Below are 16391 nucleotides of genomic sequence, written 5' to 3'. Positions count from 1 at the left end.
CAGGTTACCTCCTTAAATTAATGCGCGGGCGCCGGCTGCGGGGAAAAAGCGCGCGCTTTGTCCAGCGTAATAAATGAAATCAGGGTAAAGCACAGGGCGATACCGCCGAGCACGATATAGCTGCTGGTAAAGCCCATGCTCTGGTACATATGACCGATGCCGGTAGAAAGGAAAATAGAGCTAAAGCTTTTCGAAAACTGGAAGCCGATTAAATAAACCGTGGCCGAAAGCAGCGGGTTGAAGTTGGCCGTAATATATTTCAGCGCGGCGACGAGTAATACCGAGCTTTCAAAACCGTGCAGCAGTTTAATCAGGCTAATGGACACCGGACCGATAGCCCAGGCCGAGCCGATAATGCGCAGACTCATAATCATTCCGCAGTACAGCAGAGCATTTTTCGGGCCGATTTTATTCACGAACCATGGGGCGAAAAACATCACCACCGCATCAAGGAAAATCTGTCCTGTGGTTAAATAGCCGAAGACTTCCGCGCCGCGCGCTTTGCTCTCAAAGAAGTGGCTGTAATAGATGGCGAACTGCTGGTCGTAGGTTTCATATACCGCGCCGACGCCGATCGTGTAGATCGCGAAGAACCAGAATTTCTTCATTTTCAGCAGCGAGGTGGCGTCGCTCAGGGTGACCGGCGAGGCTTTACTGCTGTGTATCGCACCTTGTTTATTCGCGCTAATCTGCATTTTCCAGACAATGACCAGCAGGCATACTCCGGCACCGCTGGCCAGCCAGAAAATCATGTTCTGGTCGATCCCGTAGAGCTTGCCTGCCGCGAAGGTGCCGATAGCCGCGCCAATGCCGCCAAACATTCTGGCGCGACCAAACTCAAAACCGGAAGCGCGGCTGACTTTATCAATGTAAGCTTCGCAAATACCGCAGCCTGCGCCGTAGGCCATGCCAATATAGATGCCGCCCGCCAGCGCCCCGAGAAAAACGTTAACTTTTAATAATGGCGCAAAGACGTAGATCCAATAGGGGGCAAAGAGGGTAATAATGATGGCCAGCAGCCACATCAGGTTTTTACGATAGACCAGCCTGTCGGATATAAAACCGAATAGCGGTTGAACGCAAACGGCAATAATCGCGGTAAAGGAATAAACCAGACCGACATCAGTGTAATTAATGCCGATGGTTTCCGTTAACCACAATGATAAATAAGGATAGCAGCATCCCCAGCCAATAAAGAAGAACAGGAAGAACAGACAGCTTATATAGTAGTTTTTATTTGATTCTATCATGGTAACCCTCGCTTCCTTTATTCAGGAATATGATCGTGTAGACGCGAGCAAAGTTACCTTTTTGCGCAGAGGGGAGTCATGAACGTTTCGCTATGGAGCAGTAAAAATCTGCTATTGCCCGAGGGGCGTGAGCAGCCTCACATTCGGGCAATAAAAAAGGCGGATTTTCATCCGCCTTTTCGGTTCGTCAACGGTTTTACGCTGACTCTTTATCGCTGTTGGCCGCATCCGGCAGCTTGGGCACCAGCACCGTCGGCTTATTGTCGATACGGGTCACCAGCAGCTGATCGATGCGGTAGTTGTCGATATCCACCACTTCGAACTTATAGCCGGAGAATTTCACCGCGTCGGTGCGCTTGGGAATTTTACGCAGCATAAACATCATAAAGCCGCCGATGGTCTCGTAATTGCCGGACTGCGGGAAATCATCGATATCCAGCACCCGCATCACGTCGTCGATCGGCGTTCCGCCGTCAATGAGCCAGGAGTTTTCATCGCGCGCGACGATCTGCTCTTCCAGCCCCTGGCCGACGAGGTCGCCCATCAGGGTGGTCATCACGTCGTTCAGGGTGATAATCCCGACCACCAGCGCATATTCGTTCATGATCACGGCGAAGTCTTCACCGGCGGTTTTAAAGCTTTCCAGCGCTTCAGACAGCGTCAGGGTATCCGGGACAATCAGCGTATTGCGAATCTGCACGCCGCCGGTCAGCACCAGACTCTGGTTTGCCAGCACGCGGTTCAGCAGGTCTTTGGAGTCAACGTAGCCGATGATGTGGTCGATATCTTCATTACAGACCAGGAACTTGGAGTGCGGATGCTCCGCGACCTTATTCTTCAGGCTCTGTTCATCTTCGTGAAGATCGAACCAGATGACGTTTTCACGCGAGGTCATCGATGAAGGCACGGTGCGCGATTCCAGTTCGAACACGTTCTCAATCAGCTCATGCTCCTGCTTACGCAGCACCCCTGCCAGCGCGCCGGCTTCCACCACGGCGTAAATATCATCGGAGGTAATGTCGTCTTTACGCACCATCGGAATTTTGAACAGGCGGAAGATATTGTTGGCCATGCCGTTAAACAACCACACCAGCGGGCGGAAGAGAAACAGGCAGAAGCGCATCGGGTTGATGATGCGTAAAGCGACGGCTTCAGGCGCGATCATACCGATGCGTTTCGGAGTCAGGTCAGCAAACAGAATGAACAGGCTGGTGACCAGGGTAAAGGAGATAATAAAGCTCAGCTGCTCGGAGAGCTCCGGGGACATATAGCGGCTAAAGAGGCTGTTAAACGCCGGCGAAAATGCCGCATCGCCGACGATACCGCCGAGAATCGCTACCGCGTTGAGGCCGATTTGCACCACGGTAAAGAACATCCCGGGGTTTTCCTGCATCTTCAGCACGCGTTGAGCGTTGATGTTGCCGTCATCGGCCAGCAGCTTGAGTTTGATTTTACGTGATGCGGCCAGCGAGATTTCCGATATCGAAAAGAACGCACTGACGGCTATCAGACAAAGTATTACTAAAATACTGTTTAACATATCTTATCTGACCGTTGAGATCAGATCCTCGGAAGGGAAGTGGATAACGCTAAGTGGAATTCACAAAAAGCCGGTCCGAAGGCTCTGGACCGGCGATAGCACGGCGTAGTATAGCGTAAGGTACTGTAAAGCCGCCAGAGCGTAAATTATTCAATCCGGCGGCCTGCGCTACGGTGCAGCCGCATCAGGCCTGCGGCGGCAAACAAACCCCAATTCCGCCAATGCCACAGTATCCGTACGGATTTTTATGCAGATACTGCTGATGATCGTCTTCCGCATAGTAGAACGGCTTCGCCGTCGCGATCTCGGTGGTGATAGTGCGCGGGTCGTTGGCTTCATTCATTGCCGCCTGGAAACGCGCCAGGCTGGCCTTCGCCGCCTCGCTCTGCTCAGGCGTTAGCGGATAAATCGCGGAGCGATACTGCGTTCCGCGGTCGTTACCCTGCTGCATGCCCTGCGCCGGGTCGTGATTTTCCCAGAATACCTGGAGCAGCTGCTCATAGCTGATAACCTGCGGATCGTAGACCACGCGCACGGCTTCAGCATGGCCAGTCTCGCCGCTGCAGACTTCGCGGTAGGTCGGGTTGGGCGTATAGCCGCCGGTGTAGCCAGCGGCGGTGCTATAAACGCCGGGCAGCTGCCAGAACAGGCGTTCAACGCCCCAGAAGCAGCCCATGGCGAACAGGGCGACTTCCATTCCTGCGGGAACGTTGGTCATCGAGTGACCATTGACGGCGTGGAGCGTAGCCACCGGCATCGGCGTGTTGCGTCCCGGCAGCGCGTCCGCTTGGGCGACAAGATGCGTTTTATCAAATAGACTCACGGTGGGCCTCTCAAAACAGAAAATGTGGTTAAGGTTGTAACCAAGCGTGTCTTTGAACACAATAAACGCGCTTAATACGTCTAGATTTAAACATAAGAATTATTTGGGATAACGTCTATTTTTCAACCCTTAGTTGTTAGGGTTTTGTTAAGCCGTGGAGCGGCACTTTCGTTTCCTTCGGGGGGAAACAAGGATATTCAGGAGAAAAAGTGCTACAAATCCGCCAGTTATGTATCGCCAGCGTTTTGCTGGTCAGCGGGGTCGCCAGCGCAGCGAGCGTGCGTTTGCAGGTTGAGGGACTATCCGGGGAACTGGAAAAAAACGTCCGCGCCCAACTCTCTACGATCCAGAGCGATGAAGTCACGCCGGACCGGCGCTTTCGCGCGCGCGTTGATGATGCTATCCGCGAAGGACTGAAAGCGCTGGGCTACTACGAACCCACGATTGATTTTGATTTACGTCCGCCGCCGGCGAGGGGGCGTCAGGTGCTGATCGCCAAAGTCACGCCCGGCGAACCGGTGCGCATTGGCGGCACTGACGTGATTTTACGCGGCGGCGCCCGAACCGATCGCGACTATCTGGATTTGCTAAACACGCGCCCGGCGATCGGCACGGTCCTCAATCACGGTGATTATGACAGTTTTAAAAGCTCTCTGACCCGGGTTGCGCTGCGTAAGGGCTACTTTGACAGCGAGTTTAATAAAAGCCAGCTTGGCGTTTCCCTCGACCGGCATCAGGCCTTCTGGGATATCGACTACAACAGCGGCGAGCGCTACCGCTTTGGCCCGGTCACTTTTGAAGGCTCGCAAATTCGCGACGAATATCTGCAAAACCTGGTGCCGTTTAAGCAGGGCGACTACTACACCTCGCAGGATTTAGCCGAACTTAACCGCCGCCTGGCGGCAACCGGCTGGTTTAGCTCCGTCGTGGTGGCGCCGCAGTTTGACAAGTCCCGTCAGACGAAAGTGCTGCCTTTGCAGGGCGTGGTCTCTCCGCGTAAAGAGAACACCGTGGAAACCGGGGTCGGCTACTCAACCGACGTCGGGCCGCGCGTCAAAGGCACCTGGAGAAAGCCGTGGATGAACTCCTACGGCCACAGCCTCACTTCCAGCCTCAGCCTTTCCGCCCCTGAACAGCAGCTTGATTTCAGCTACAAGGTACCGCTGTTAAAAAGCCCCCTGGAGCAGTACTACCTGATGCAGGGCGGCTTTAAACGTACGGATCTCAACGATACTAAATCTGACTCCACCACCCTGGCCGTTTCGCGCTACTGGGAGATGTCGAGCGGCTGGCAGCGCGCGCTGAACCTGCGCTGGAGTCTTGACCACTTTACCCAGGCCAACGTCACCAACACCACCATGCTGATCTATCCCGGCGTGTCGGTGAACCGTACCCGTTCGCGCGGCGGCCTGATGCCGACCTGGGGCGATTCGCAGCGCTATTCGGTGGACTACTCCAACACCATGTGGGGCTCGGATATTAACTTTATTGTGATGCAGGCGCAGGACGTCTGGATCCGCACCCTTTATGACCGCCACCGTTTCGTGGTGCGTGGCAACCTCGGCTGGATTGAGGCCGATAACTTCAGCAAAGTCCCGCCGGATCTGCGTTTCTTCGCCGGCGGCGACCGCAGCATTCGCGGTTATAAATACAAATCTATCTCGCCAAAAGATGACGACGGCAAACTGATGGGGGCCTCGAAGCTGGCTACCGGCTCGCTGGAGTATCAGTACAACGTGAGCGGCAAGTGGTGGGGCGCGGTGTTCGTCGATAGCGGCGAAGCGGTAAGCGATATCCGCGAAAGCAACTTTAAAACCGGCGCCGGCCTCGGCGTGCGCTGGCAGTCTCCGGTCGGGCCAATCAAGCTGGATATCGCCAGACCGATCGGCGACAAAGAAGAGCACGGTTTACAGTTTTACATCGGTCTGGGGCCTGAATTATGAGTTTATGGAAGAAGATAAGCCTCGGCGTACTGATTTTTCTGCTGCTGCTGCTGGGGACGGTAGGATTCCTGGTGGGGACGACGACCGGCCTGCATCTGGTTATCAAAGCCGCCGATCGCTGGGTCCCGGGGCTGGAAATCGGTAAAGCCACCGGCGGCTGGCGCGATCTGACGCTGGAGAACGTGCGCTTTGAGCAGCCGGGCGTGGCGGTCACCGCCGGCCAGTTCCATCTGGGCGTTAAGCTACGCTGCCTGTGGGACAGCAGCCTGTGCGTCAACGATATCTCTCTGCGCGATATCTATGTGGCGATCGATACCAGCAAGATGCCGCCAGCGGCGCCGGTTGAAGAAGAAGAGAGCGGGCCGCTGAATCTCTCCACGCCTTATCCCGTCACCCTGAGCCGGGTGGCGCTGCATAACGTCAACGTAAAAATTGACGATACCGCCGTCTCGGTGCGCGACTTTTCCACGGGGCTTAACTGGCAGGAGAAAAACCTCACCCTGACGCCGACCTCGCTGCAGGGGTTGCTCATCGCGCTGCCGAAGGTGGCGAAGGTGGCTCAGGAGCAGGTTGTCGAGCCGAAAATTGACAACCCGCGGCCGGAAGAAAAGCCGCTCGGCGAGACGATGAAAGAGCTGTTCTCGAAACCGGTGCTGCCGGAAATGACTGACGTCCATCTGCCGTTGAATCTTAATATTCAGGCGTTCCGCGGCGAGCAGCTGCGTCTCACCGGCGATACCGATATAACCATCTACAATCTGCTGCTTAAAGTCAGCAGCATCGATGGGCAGATGAAGCTGGACGCGCTGGACGTGGACTCCGACCAGGGGAAAGTCACGGCTTCCGGTAACGCGCAGTTGCAGGATAACTGGCCGGTCGATATCACCCTCAACGGTACGCTGAATATTGACCCCCTGAAGGGCGAGAAAGTGCAGCTAAAAGTGGGCGGCGAAGTGCGTAAAAAGCTCACGGTCGGCATCGATCTGAATGGTCCAGTCGCGATGACGCTGCGCGCCGAAACGCAGCTGGCTGAGGCCGGCCTGCCGCTGGATATGGAGGTGAAAAGCAAGCAGCTCTACTGGCCGTTTACCGGCGAGAAAGCGTATCAGGCTGACGATCTTCTGCTGAAATTTAACGGCAAGATGACCGACTACACCCTGGCCTTTAGCACCGCGGTGAAAGGGCAGTCGCTGCCGCCAGCGAAGATTAACCTGAACGCGAAGGGCAACGAGCAGCAGGTGAATCTCGATAAGCTCACCGTCGCCGCCCTCGAAGGGAAAACCGAACTGAAGGCGCTGCTCGACTGGCAGCAGGCGATCAGCTGGCGCGGCGAACTGACGCTTGACGGTATCAACACCGCTAAAGAGGTCCCGGACTGGCCGTCGAAGCTCAACGGTCTGATTAAGACCCAGGGCAGCCTGTACGGCGGCAGCTGGCAGATGTCGGTGCCGGAGCTGAAAATCACCGGTAACGTGAAGCAAAACAAAGTCGATGTGAGCGGATCGCTGCAGGGCAACAGCTATATGCAGTGGAAAATCCCCGGCCTGCATCTGGCTTTAGGCCCTAACAGCGCCGACGTGAAAGGCGAGCTGGGGGTCAAAGACCTAAACCTCGACGCCACCATTGACGCGCCGCATCTCGATAACGCCCTGCCGGGCCTGGGCGGGACGGCGAAAGGGCTGGTGAAGGTTCGCGGCACCGTCGACGCGCCGCAGCTGCTGGCGGATATCACCGCCCGGGCGCTGCGCTGGCAGGAGCTGTCGGTGGCTCAGGTGAACGTGAAGGGCGATGTGAAATCCACCGACCAGATTGGCGGTAACCTTGACGTACGCGTTGACCGTATTAGCCAGCCGGGCGTGAATATCAGCCTGGTGCAGCTCAATGCGAAGGGCAATGAGAAGCAGCACGACCTGCAGCTGCGGGTGCAGGGCGATCCGGTCTCCGGGCAGCTCTCGCTGGCGGGGAGCTTTGACCGCAAAGCGGAGCGCTGGAAAGGCTCGTTGAGCAATACCCGTTTCCAGACACCGGTGGGGCCGGTGGCGCTGACGCGTGATATCGCGCTGGATTACCGCAACCTTGAGCAGAAAATCAGCATCGGGCCGCACTGCTGGACTAACCCGAACGCCGAGCTGTGCGTACCGCAGACCATCGACGCCGGCGCGAGCGGGCGCGCGGTGGTGAACCTCAACCGTTTCGATCTCGCGATGCTCAAACCCTTTATGCCGGAAGCGACCCAGGCCAGCGGCGTGTTTAGCGGTAATGCCGATGTGAGCTGGGACACCACCAAAGAGGGGCTGCCGCAGGGTAAGGTCACCCTGAGCGGGCGTAACGTGAAGGTGACGCAGACGGTCAACGACGCGCCGCTGCCGGTGGCTTTCGATACCCTGAACCTCACGGCCGATCTGCACAATAACCGCGCCCAGCTGGGCTGGCTGATTCGCCTGACCAACAATGGCCAGCTGGACGGGCAGGTGCAGGTCACCGATCCCCAGGGCCGACGCAATCTGGGCGGTAACGTCAATATCAGCAACTTCTCGCTGGCGATGATCAACCCTATCTTCTCGCGCGGTGAAAAGGCGGAAGGGAGACTGAACGCGCGTCTGACGCTGGGCGGCAACGTCCAGAGCCCGCAGCTTTTCGGTCAGATGCAGCTGAACGGCGTGGATATTGACGGTAACTTTATGCCGTTTGATATGCAGCCGAGCCAGCTGGCGATGAATTTTACCGGTACCCGTTCGACCCTGCAGGGGACGGTGAACACTCGCCAGGGACAGATTGCGCTCAGCGGCAACGCCGACTGGACGCAGATTGACAACTGGCGCGCGCAGATTGCGGCGAAGGGCAGCCGGGTGCGGATAACCGTGCCGCCGATGGTGCGCCTGGATGTGTCGCCGGACGTGGTCTTTACCGCCACGCCAAGCCTGTTTAACCTGGATGGCAGCGTTGATGTGCCCTGGGCGCGTATCGTCGTCAACGAAGTGCCGGAAAGCGCCGTTGGGGTCTCATCTGACGAAGTGATGCTGGATAAAAATCTGCAGCCGATTAAGCAGCAGAGCGCCGGTATCCCTATCAACAGCAATCTGACGATTCACGTGGGCAACAACGTTCGTCTCGACGCCTTTGGTCTGAAAGCGCGTCTGACCGGCGATTTGAAAGTGGCGCAGGACAAACAGGGGCTGGGGCTCAACGGGCAGATCAACATCCCGGAAGGGCGTTTCCATGCCTACGGCCAGGATCTGATCGTGCGTAAAGGCGAGCTGCTGTTCTCTGGTCCGCCGGATCAGCCGCTGCTGAATATCGAAGCCATTCGTAATCCGGACGCCACCGAGGACGACGTTATCGCCGGCGTTCGCGTGACCGGCTCGGCCGATCAGCCGAAAGCGGAGATTTTCTCCGATCCGGCGATGTCGCAGCAGGAAGCGCTCTCTTACCTGCTACGCGGGCAGGGTTTAGGCAGCGGACAGAGCGATAGCGCAGCCATGACTTCAATGCTTATTGGTATGGGGGTTGCACAAAGTGGTCAGGTTGTGGGTAAAATCGGCGAGACGTTTGGCGTAAGCAATCTGGCGCTGGATACCGAGGGAGTGGGCGACTCCTCCCAGGTGGTGGTCAGCGGCTATGTACTGCCGGGTCTGCAGGTAAAATATGGGGTAGGGATCTTTGACTCCCTGGCGACGTTGACGTTACGCTATCGCCTGATGCCTAAGCTATATATGGAAGCTGTGTCTGGCGTAGACCAGGCTCTCGATTTGCTCTATCAGTTTGAGTTTTAGCAATGCGAATATTTGTTTACGGCAGTTTACGACGCAAACAAGGCAACAGCCACTGGATGACCAACGCTCAGTGGCTGGGCGATCATAGTGTCAATGATTATCAACTGTACAGCCTGGGCCACTATCCAGGCGCGGTGCCCGGCGATGGCACGGTACATGGTGAGGTCTATCGTATTGACGCATCGACGCTGGCTGAATTGGATGCGCTGCGTACCAAAGGCGGCGAGTATGCTCGTCACCTGATCCAGACGCCCTACGGTAGCGCCTGGATGTATGTCTATCAGCGCCCCGTTGAGGGCTTCACGCTGATAGAAAGCGGCAACTGGTTGGATAAAGACCAGTATTAATAACGATAACGCCACCTTCGGGTGGCGTTGTTTTTTGTGGCGTTAGGTGCTGTCGCCGGCTAAGGCGTCAGCCGCCGCTCGGGCATGGATCAACGGCCAAAAAAAACACCGCCCGGAGGCGGTGTTTTTGCGAACCTGAGTGCGGCTGAATTACTTCTTAGCGCGCTCGAAGGAAGCCACGATTTCAGCTTTCGCCGCTTCAGCGTTGTCCCAGCCGTCAACCTTAACCCATTTGCCCGCTTCGAGGTCTTTATAGTGCTCGAAGAAGTGGGTGATCTGCGCTTTCAGCAGTTCCGGCAGGTCGTTCACATCTTTAATGTGATCGTACTCTTTGCTCAGCTTGGTGTGCGGTACCGCAACCAGTTTCGCATCTTCACCGGATTCGTCGGTCATTTTCAGCACGCCAACCGGACGGCAGCGGATGACTGAACCTGGCTCCAGCGGGTACGGCGTCGGGACCAGAACGTCAACCGGGTCGCCGTCCAGGGACAGGGTGTGGTTGATGTAGCCGTAGTTGCACGGATAGAACATCGCCGTGGACATGAAACGGTCAACGAACAGTGCACCGCTCTCTTTGTCGACTTCGTATTTGATAGGATCTGCGTTCGCCGGGATCTCGATCACGACGTAGATGTCTTCCGGCAGATCTTTGCCCGCAGGTACGTTGAGTAAGCTCATGTCTGTTTCCTTTAAAATGTATGGCAAACAAGTGCCCGATATTATAGCCAACTCACATCGAATGTCTTCGCTTCTTTTTCCCCAGAACGGGTGGGTGGAGTCTGAATTTTTCAGCGTAAGACAGCCTGAAAATCCATAAACATAGCCGCATACTGAATAAAATTATGTAACCGTTTTCATTGCATATGCTTGATATCTCAAAGTGTGCAAAATTTCGTCATAAACGGCGAAGCTCGCGCGGCTCGCGAAGCCTCACCGGCTCTCCGCTGGTGAGATGGCCGCTGATTAACATCTAATTAACTTTTTTGAAGTGTGATGTAACGCATTCAGTTACATCTCCGATTGTCTATAGTTTGTCCGCAGGTGAGGCTTTAACCAACAATAACCCTACGAGGATCCTCTTATGTGGAAGCGCTTACTTCTTGTCACAGCAGTTTCCGCAGCTATGTCGTCTATGGTCATGGCTGCCCCTCTTACCGTAGGTTTTTCGCAGGTCGGTTCTGAATCCGGCTGGCGCGCGGCCGAAACTAACGTCGCGAAAGAGGAGGCCGCGAAGCGCGGCATCACTCTGAAGATTGCCGACGCGCAACAAAAACAGGAAAACCAGATTAAAGCCGTACGCTCCTTTATCGCTCAGGGCGTCGATGCCATCTTCATCGCGCCGGTCGTAGCGACCGGCTGGGAGCCGGTACTGAAAGAAGCGAAAGAGGCCAAAATCCCGGTATTCCTGCTCGACCGCTCAATTGATGTTAAAGACAAAGATCTCTACATGACCACCGTTACCGCGAACAACGTGCTGGAAGGCCAGCTGATCGGCGAGTGGCTGGTCAAAACCGTTGACGGTAAGCCGTGTAACGTTGTTGAACTGCAGGGCACCGTGGGGGCCAGCGTGGCGATTGACCGCAAGAAAGGCTTCGCTGAGGCCATTTCTAAAGCCTCTAATATCAAAATTATCCGCTCCCAGTCCGGCGACTTTACCCGCAGCAAGGGCAAAGAAGTCATGGAGAGCTTTATCAAAGCGGAAAACAACGGCAAGAACATCTGCATGGTTTACGCCCATAACGACGATATGGTGATTGGCGCCATTCAGGCGATTAAAGAGGCCGGGCTGAAGCCGGGCAAAGATATCCTCACCGGCTCTATCGACGGCGTGCCGGATATCTATAAAGCGATGATGGCCGGCGAGGCCAATGCCAGCGTCGAACTGACGCCGAATATGGCCGGTCCGGCGTTCGATGCGCTGGAGAAATACAAAAAAGACGGCACCCTGCCTGAAAAAGTCACCATCACCAAATCGACCCTCTACCTGCCGGATACGGCGAAAGAAGAGTTAGAGAAGAAGAAAAATATGGGCTACTGAGTAGCCGAATCACAGGTTCACCGCCGCCTCCGGGATGTCCCCGGTCGCTAAAGCGCGGCTGATTTCCCTCTCCTCCCATCGGGGAGAGGGCAAAGGTGAGGGGGAGAGCATGAACGGCGAATTACATCAGGAAATCCTTCGTACTGAAGGGCTTAGCAAATTTTTCCCCGGCGTGAAGGCGCTGGATAACGTTAATTTTAGCCTGCGCCGGGGCGAAATCATGGCTCTGTTAGGCGAAAACGGCGCGGGTAAATCCACCCTGATCAAAGCGCTGACCGGCGTCTATCATGCCGATCGCGGGGCCATCTGGCTGGAAGGACGGGAGATCGCGCCGAAAAATACCGCTCACGCCCAGCAGCTGGGGATCGGCACCGTCTATCAGGAAGTGAACCTGCTGCCTAATATGTCGGTGGCGGACAATCTGTTTATCGGCCGCGAGCCCAGACGCTTTGGCCTGCTGCGGCGTAAAGAGATGGAAAAGCGCGCCACCGCGCTGATGGCGTCCTACGGTTTTTCTCTTGATGTCCGTGAACCGCTGAACCGCTTTTCGGTGGCGATGCAGCAGATTGTCGCGATCTGCCGGGCGATCGACCTGTCAGCAAAAGTGTTAATTCTTGATGAACCGACCGCCAGCCTGGATACCCAGGAGGTGGAGATGCTCTTTACCCTGATGCGCCAGCTGCGCGATAGCGGGGTCAGCCTGATTTTCGTCACCCACTTCCTCGACCAGGTGTATGCCGTCAGCGATCGCATCACCGTGCTGCGTAACGGCGGTTTTGTCGGCTGCCGGGAAACCCGCGAGCTGCCGCAAATTGAACTGGTGAAGATGATGCTGGGCCGTGAGCTGGAGCATAACGCCCTGCAGCGCGCGGGCCGCACCCTGCTGAGCGATAAGCCGGTGGCCGCCTTCGAAGATTTTGGCAAAAAAGGCACCATCGCACCGTTTAGTCTGCAGGTCCGTCCCGGTGAAATCGTCGGCCTGGCGGGGCTGTTAGGCTCGGGACGTACGGAAACGGCGGAGGTGATCTTCGGCATTAAACCCGCCGACAGCGGCAAAGCGTGGATCAAAGGCAAGCCGCAAACCCTGCGCTCGCCGCATCAGGCATCCTGCCTCGGGATCGGCTTCTGTCCGGAAGATCGTAAAACCGACGGCATTATCGCCGCCGCCTCGGTGCGGGAAAATATCGTTCTCGCGCTACAGGCGCAGCGCGGCTGGCTGCGGCCGATTGGTCGGCGCGAACAAAATGAGATTGCTGAACGTTTCATTCGTCAACTGGGTATTCGTACCCCCAGCGCTGAACAGCCGATCGAATTTCTCTCCGGCGGTAATCAGCAGAAGGTGCTGCTCTCCCGATGGCTGCTGACGAAGCCGCAGTTCTTGATCCTTGATGAACCGACTCGCGGTATTGACGTTGGCGCCCACGCTGAAATCATCCGCCTGATTGAAACCCTGTGCGCCGATGGTCTGGCGCTGCTGGTCATTTCTTCAGAGCTGGAAGAGCTGGTGGGTTACGCCGATCGGGTGATTATCATGCGCGATCGCCAGCAGGTGGCGGAGCTGGCTCTGAGCGAGCTCTCCGTGCCGGCGATCATGAACGCTATTGCGGCATAAGGAGTAACCGATGATGCCTCAATCTGTTCCGAAAACCGGCCAGCCGAAACGGCGCTTTAACTGGCCAAAAGGGATGCCGCAAATTATTGCGCTGCTGCTGGTGCTGGTCGTTGACAGCCTGGTCGCCCCGCATTTCTACCAGATCGTGCTCCAGGACGGGCGACTGTTCGGCAGCCCGATAGATATTTTGAACCGCGCCGCACCGGTGGCGCTGCTGGCGATTGGGATGACGCTGGTTATCGCCACCGGCGGGATTGATCTCTCCGTCGGGGCGGTGATGGCGATTGCCGGCGCAACGGCGGCGTCAATGACCGTGGCGGGGCACAGCCTGACGGTTGTGCTGCTCGCATCGCTGGGGGCCGGCGCGCTGGCCGGTCTGTGGAACGGCATTCTGGTGGCGGTGCTGAAGATCCAGCCGTTCGTCGCCACGCTGATCCTGATGGTCGCCGGACGCGGCGTGGCGCAGCTGATCACCTCCGGGCAGATCGTGACCTTTGACTCTCCGCATCTGGCGTGGCTCGGCAGCGGATCGCTACTGCTGTTCCCGACGCCGGTGATTATCGCTATCGTGACGCTGGTGCTGTTCTGGCTGTTTACCCGCAAAACCGCGCTGGGGATGTTTATCGAAGCGGTGGGGATTAACATTCGCGCGGCAAAAAACGCCGGGGTAAATACCCGCATCGTCGTGATGTTGGCCTACGTGCTGAGCGGCGTTTGCGCGGCGATTGCCGGCATTATCGTTGCGGCGGATATTCGCGGCGCGGATGCCAATAATGCCGGGCTATGGCTGGAGCTGGACGCCATCCTGGCGGTGGTTATCGGCGGCGGCTCGCTGATGGGCGGGCGCTTTAACCTGCTGCTCTCGGTCGTCGGGGCGCTGATTATCCAGGGGATGAATACCGGGATCCTGCTGTCCGGGTTCCCGCCGGAGCTTAATCAGGTAGTCAAAGCGGTGGTGGTGCTGTGCGTACTGATCGTCCAGTCGCCGCGCTTTATCAGCATACTGAAGGGGATGCGCGGCCATGATAAAACGTAATTTACCGTTAATGATTACCCTCGCGGTCTTCGTACTGGGATACCTTTACTGCCTGACCCAGTTTCCCGGCTTTGCCTCGACGCGGGTGATCTGCAATATCCTGACCGACAATGCCTTTCTTGGGATCATCGCCGTCGGCATGACCTTCGTGATCCTCTCCGGCGGGATCGATCTGTCGGTCGGGTCGGTGATCGCCTTTACCGGCGTATTTCTCGCTAAAGCGATCGGTTTCTGGGGGATTTCGCCGCTGGTGGCGTTTCCGCTGGTGCTGGTGATGGGCTGCGCCTTTGGCGCGTTTATGGGCCTGCTTATTGATGCGCTGAAGATCCCGGCGTTTATCATCACCCTCGCCGGGATGTTTTTTCTGCGCGGCGTCAGCTACCTGGTCTCGGAAGAGTCGATTCCCATTAATCATCCGGTGTATGACGCGCTGTCAGGACTGGCATGGACCATCCCCGGCGGCGGGCGTCTGAGCGCGATGGGGCTGCTGATGCTGCTGGTGGTGATCGGCGGAATTTTTATGGCCCACCGCACCCGCTTCGGCAATCAGGTTTATGCCATCGGCGGCAACGCGACGTCGGCGAACCTGATGGGGATTTCCACGCGGAGCACGACGATCCGCATTTATATGCTCTCTACCGGGCTGGCGACGCTGGCGGGGATCGTCTTCTCCATCTATACCCAGGCGGGCTATGCGCTGGCGGGCGTTGGCGTTGAACTGGACGCGATTGCATCGGTGGTTATCGGCGGTACGCTGTTAAGCGGTGGGGTAGGGACGGTTCTCGGCACGCTGTTTGGCGTCGCCATTCAGGGGCTGATTCAAACCTACATCAACTTCGACGGTACGCTGAGTTCATGGTGGACCAAGATCGCTATCGGTATCCTGCTGTTCATCTTTATCGCGCTGCAGCGCGGCCTGACGGTGCTGTGGGAGAATCGGCAGAGTTCGCCGGTGACAAGGGTGGGGCACTGATGGAAGGATTTCCCCTCCCGTAAGGCGGGAGGGGAAGAGGCGGGTTACGCGTCCGGGAACTCTTTAATAAAGTTTTCGACGTCTTCAACCATATGGTTGTTGCCGACGAAGAAAGAACGGCGCTGATGCAGGCTTTCCGGGATGATATCCAGAATACGCTCTTTACCATCGCTGGCCTTACCGCCCGCCTGTTCCGCAAGGAACGCCATCGGGTTGCATTCGTACAGCAGGCGCAGTTTACCGTCCGGGTGGCTGGCGGTGCTCGGGTAGAGATAGATGCCGCCTTTAAGCAGGTTGCGGTGGAAATCCGCCACCAGAGAGCCGATGTAGCGTGAGGTATACGGGCGCTGGGTCTCTTTATCTTCTTCCTGGCAGTGCTTAATGTACTTCTTCACACCCATCGGGAACTTAATGTAGTTACCTTCGTTAATCGAGTAGGTGTTGCCTTTTTCCGGGAAGCGCATGCGCTCCTGGCACAGGCAGAAGACGCCAAGGGAAGGGTCATAGGTAAAGGCGTGCACGCCGCAGCCGGTGGTGTAAACCAGCATCGTCGAGGAGCCATACACCACATAGCCCGCGGCGACCTGTCGGTTGCCCGGTTGCAGGAAATCTTCTTCGGTAACGGGGGTGCCCACCGGCGTGACGCGGCGGTAAATAGAGAAGATCGTACCAACAGAGACGTTAACGTCGATGTTAGAAGATCCATCCAGCGGGTCCATCAGCACCACGTATTTGGCGTGTTCGCATCCTTCAAAGACGACGATCTCATCTTCTTCTTCAGAGGCGATCCCGGCAACAATATCGCGTGCTCGCAGTGCGGCTTTCAACTTTTCATTGGCAAACAGGTCGAGTTTTTGCTGAACCTCGCCCTGAACGTTTTCAGCACCGCTGGCACCCAGGATATCGACCAGGCCGGCCTTGTTGATATCGCGGTGGATGATCTTGGCGCCTAACTTTATCGCCGACAACAAAGCAGTAAGCTCGCCGGTTGCGTGAGAGAACTCGTGCTGCTTTTCGACAATAAATTCACCTAACGTTTTCATAACCCGTTCCCTG

12 protein-coding genes are annotated in these 16391 nt (G+C 56.7%); 7 read left to right on the top strand and 5 right to left on the bottom strand.

Going from position 1 to position 16391, the window contains the following annotated elements:
• Positions 1 to 17 precede the first annotated feature (17 nt).
• The 3 genes from JLG71_RS25065 to msrA all read right to left on the bottom strand — a co-directional run bounded on the left by JLG71_RS25065 (position 18) and on the right by msrA (position 3613).
• Positions 18 to 1250, bottom strand: coding sequence for an oligosaccharide MFS transporter (locus JLG71_RS25065; RefSeq protein ID WP_200913883.1), 1233 nt, complete (start codon positions 1248 to 1250; stop codon positions 18 to 20).
• Between the two features lie 196 nt (positions 1251 to 1446).
• On the bottom strand, positions 1447 to 2790 hold the full coding sequence (locus tag JLG71_RS25060) for a hemolysin family protein (protein WP_025107621.1): 1344 nt from the start codon (positions 2788 to 2790) through the stop codon (positions 1447 to 1449).
• Between the two features lie 184 nt (positions 2791 to 2974).
• The gene (msrA, locus tag JLG71_RS25055; RefSeq protein ID WP_014227641.1) at positions 2975 to 3613 is read right to left on the bottom strand and encodes a peptide-methionine (S)-S-oxide reductase MsrA; all 639 of its coding nucleotides are present in this window, start codon (positions 3611 to 3613) and stop codon (positions 2975 to 2977) included.
• A 209-nt stretch (positions 3614 to 3822) separates the two neighbouring features.
• Between msrA and tamA the strand changes: the two genes are divergently transcribed.
• The 3 genes from tamA to JLG71_RS25040 are packed head-to-tail and all read left to right on the top strand — an operon-like array spanning position 3823 to position 9676.
• The gene (gene tamA / locus JLG71_RS25050) at positions 3823 to 5556 is read left to right on the top strand and encodes an autotransporter assembly complex protein TamA (RefSeq protein ID WP_014227642.1); all 1734 of its coding nucleotides are present in this window, start codon (positions 3823 to 3825) and stop codon (positions 5554 to 5556) included.
• On the top strand, positions 5553 to 9329 hold the full coding sequence (tamB, locus tag JLG71_RS25045) for an autotransporter assembly complex protein TamB (RefSeq protein WP_200913882.1): 3777 nt from the start codon (positions 5553 to 5555) through the stop codon (positions 9327 to 9329). Before tamA ends, tamB begins: the two co-directional genes overlap by 4 nt.
• A 2-nt stretch (positions 9330 to 9331) precedes the next feature.
• Positions 9332 to 9676, top strand: a complete 345-nt coding sequence (locus tag JLG71_RS25040) for a gamma-glutamylcyclotransferase family protein (protein ID WP_004098039.1) — start codon at positions 9332 to 9334, stop codon at positions 9674 to 9676.
• Between the two features lie 150 nt (positions 9677 to 9826).
• Here JLG71_RS25040 and ppa read toward each other — a convergent pair whose 3' ends face one another.
• Complete coding sequence (ppa, locus tag JLG71_RS25035; RefSeq protein ID WP_004098041.1) at positions 9827 to 10354, bottom strand: inorganic diphosphatase; 528 nt, start codon at positions 10352 to 10354, stop codon at positions 9827 to 9829.
• Between the two features lie 403 nt (positions 10355 to 10757).
• On the opposite strand from ppa, the gene ytfQ reads away from it, so the two are divergent.
• From ytfQ to yjfF, 4 genes are all read left to right on the top strand, one after another.
• On the top strand, positions 10758 to 11714 hold the full coding sequence (ytfQ, locus tag JLG71_RS25030; protein ID WP_004098043.1) for a galactofuranose ABC transporter, galactofuranose-binding protein YtfQ: 957 nt from the start codon (positions 10758 to 10760) through the stop codon (positions 11712 to 11714).
• A gap of 109 nt (positions 11715 to 11823) precedes the next feature.
• Positions 11824 to 13326, top strand: a complete 1503-nt coding sequence (gene ytfR / locus JLG71_RS25025; RefSeq protein ID WP_014837206.1) for a galactofuranose ABC transporter, ATP-binding protein YtfR — start codon at positions 11824 to 11826, stop codon at positions 13324 to 13326.
• Between the two features lie 10 nt (positions 13327 to 13336).
• On the top strand, positions 13337 to 14362 hold the full coding sequence (ytfT, locus tag JLG71_RS25020) for a galactofuranose ABC transporter, ATP-binding protein YtfT (protein ID WP_014227645.1): 1026 nt from the start codon (positions 13337 to 13339) through the stop codon (positions 14360 to 14362).
• On the top strand, positions 14349 to 15335 hold the full coding sequence (gene yjfF, locus JLG71_RS25015; RefSeq protein WP_004098052.1) for a galactofuranose ABC transporter, permease protein YjfF: 987 nt from the start codon (positions 14349 to 14351) through the stop codon (positions 15333 to 15335). The genes ytfT and yjfF overlap by 14 nt, the downstream gene beginning before the upstream one ends.
• Before the next feature lie 44 nt (positions 15336 to 15379).
• On the opposite strand, the gene fbp is transcribed toward yjfF, so the two are convergent.
• Positions 15380 to 16378 carry a class 1 fructose-bisphosphatase gene (fbp, locus tag JLG71_RS25010; protein WP_004098053.1) on the bottom strand — a complete coding sequence of 333 codons (999 nt, stop codon included), beginning with the start codon at positions 16376 to 16378 and terminating at the stop codon, positions 15380 to 15382.
• Positions 16379 to 16391: the final 13 nt, after the last annotated feature.

The organism is Klebsiella michiganensis (assembly GCF_015139575.1).
GTDB classification, from domain to species: Bacteria; Pseudomonadota; Gammaproteobacteria; order Enterobacterales; family Enterobacteriaceae; genus Klebsiella; species Klebsiella michiganensis.
The sequence above is the reverse complement of the archived record's forward strand: the minus strand, read 5'-3'. Positions and strand labels throughout refer to the sequence as shown.